We start from the raw sequence: 2,540 nt of genomic DNA on the forward strand, positions 1-2,540 counted from the left end.
TGTTGATTTCCGCGTAATCCTGACCCCGGTTTTTCATCCAATATTGACCCCACCTGTTGGGGTGTAGCCGGGCTACGCGTCTGTGGATAAGTCTACTGTTGGTGCGTTCGTTTCTCCTTTCTCAATGACTTCCGGCAGGGCCGTCCTGGGCCGCCTTTTCTGAACGGTCTTGGGTGCTGCGCTGGAATGCTTGAACCGCCAGCTCTCATTGCCGGTCTCCACGATGTGGCAGTGGTGGGTCAGCCGGTCGAGCAGTGCGGTGGTCATCTTGGCGTCGCCAAATACCTGACTCCATTCCCCGAAGCTGAGGTTGGTGGTGATCAGCACGCTGGTTCGCTCGTAGAGCTTGGAGAGCAGATGGAACAGCAGCGCTCCACCGGCCTGGCTGAACGGCAGGTAGCCCAGTTCATCGAGGATGACAAGGTCCATGTAGACCAGCCGGTGGGCCAGCTGTCCGGCCTTGCCCTGGCTCTTCTCCAACTCCAGCGCGTTGACCAGCTCCACGGTCGAGAAGAAGCGCACCCGCTTGCCGTGCCGCTGGATCGCCTCGATCCCGATGGCCGTGGCCAGGTGTGTCTTGCCGGTGCCCGGACCACCGATGAGCACCACGTTGTGCGCGGCCTCGATGAACGCGCCGCCGTGCAGCGTGCGCACCAGAGCCTCGTCCACACTGGCCTGGCTGAACTCGAAGCCGGCCAGGTCACGGTGGGCCGGGAAGCGGGCTGCGCCCATCTGGTACGCCATGGAGCGCACCGAACGCTCAGCCTGCTCGGCCCGCAGCAGCTGACTGAGGAAGGCTTCAGGGCTGAAGTCGGTGTGCCGTGCCTGCGCTGCCACCTCGGGGTAATTGGCGGCCATGCCATGCAGCTTCAGGGCCTTGAGGGCGCCGATGATCTCCTGGCTCATGCGCGCACCCCCTGTGGGTCATCGTCGCCTACCGAGCGAAGCCGGTCGTAGCGCTGCACGTTGGCCTGCGGCGCCACCGTCAGGGTCAGCGGCGTTCTGGCCGCTGCCACCTCTGCCTGGCTGCCAGCCTTCAGACGCGCGAGCACGTTGAGCACATGCTCGCCGCTGGGCTTGCCGCTCTCGAGCGCCAGTTCGGCGGCCACCAGCACCGGCTCCAGACCGTGCACCGGCACGGCCGCCAGCACCTGGGCCATCACCCGGTCGCCGCCCTCGTGGCGCAGCAGGATGGACTGCAGCTTCTTCAGGGGATCGGGCAACGTCTCAAAGGGCGCGCCGTTGCGCAGCGCGCCGGGCTTGCGCTCGATCAGGCTGACGTAGTGGCGCCAGTCGTAGAAGGTCTGGCTGCGCTCGAAGCTGCGCGCATGGCTGGCGATGCGGGAGTTCTCGGCCACCACATCAATGCGTTCGGGATACAGGCGTAGGCTGACCACCTCGTGGGCGTGCTCGGTGGGCACGCTGTAGCGGTTGCGCTGAAGGTGCACCAGCGCCGTGCTGGAGACACGCGCCAGCACCTCGATGTAGCCGTCAAACGGGCGGGGGTTGGGCATCAGGCGCTGCTGCTCATCCTGCAGCACGTCGGCCACCTTCAGCGTCGACCACTCAGGGTGGTTGAGTTCGGCCCAGGCAGCGCGGCACTCGCCCTCCAGCCACGTATTGAGCGACTGCATGTTGGGCCAGCGCTGCTTGGTCGCCTTGTGCCAGATGCTGATGCGCCGGTCGCGCACGTTCTTCTCGACGATGCCCTTCTCCCAGCCGCTGGCGACGTTGCAGAACTCGGGCTCGAACAGGTAGTGGCCGGTCATGGCCTCAAAGCGGGCGTTGACCGCGCGTTTCTTGCCGGCGCCAACCTTGTCCACGGCCGTCTTCATGTTGTCGTAGATGCCCCGCTGGGGCACACCGCCGAAGGCGGCAAACGCCCGGGCATGGGCATCAAACAGCATCTCGTGGCTCTGGCTCGGATAGGCCACCAGCCAGAAGGCACGGCTGCCACACAGCTTGGTGTGGGCCACCTCCAGACGCCGGCGCAGCCCGCCCACCCAGGCGTACTCGGTGCTCCAGTCGAACTGGAAGGCGTCGCCCAGGGCGAACTTCAGCGGCACGAAAGCACCCTTGCCGACCTTGCCCGACTGCTCCGCTCGCCAGCGCCGGGCAAAGGCCGCCACCCGGCCGTAGCCACCGGTGTAGCCCTGCTCGACCAGGCCTTCGTACAAGGCCTTGATGGTGCGGCGATCACGTTTGCCGCGGTGCAGGTCGGCCTTGAGCCAGGTCGCCAGCGTTTCGGTATAGCCGTCAAGCTTGGTCTGGTTGACCCGCTGGGGGTACTTGGGCTCGACCATCTCGCCCTTGCGCAGCCAGGCCTTGATGGTGTTCCTTGCCAGGCCCGTGCGCCGCTCGATCTCTTTGATTGGAAGGCCATCGCGCAGGTGCATCCTGCGGATCTTTGCCAGTGTTCCCACGTTGATCACTCCTTGATTCCCTCCTGCTCAAAAAACAAGCAGGAGACGTTACTCAAGGGGTCAAAGTTGGGTGAAAAAACTCAGTCCAGAGGGGTCAGATTTACGTGGAAATCAACA

2 protein-coding genes are annotated in these 2,540 nt (G+C 64.7%); both read right to left on the reverse strand.

Going from position 1 to position 2,540, the window contains the following annotated elements; genetic code table 11:
• Positions 1–72: 72 nt before the first annotated feature.
• A complete protein-coding gene (istB, locus tag AC1Q5S_RS22185) occupies positions 73–906 on the reverse strand; it encodes an IS21-like element helper ATPase IstB (RefSeq protein WP_492227363.1) in 834 nt (277 codons plus the stop codon).
• Positions 903–2,396: an IS21 family transposase gene (gene istA / locus AC1Q5S_RS22190; protein WP_492239449.1), complete on the reverse strand. Its 1,494-nt coding sequence runs from the start codon at positions 2,394–2,396 to the stop codon at positions 903–905. The genes istB and istA overlap by 4 nt, the downstream gene beginning before the upstream one ends.
• Positions 2,397–2,540 lie beyond the last annotated feature (144 nt).

The sequence above is a fragment of the Acidovorax sp. GW835-FHT14B10 genome (assembly GCF_058793725.1).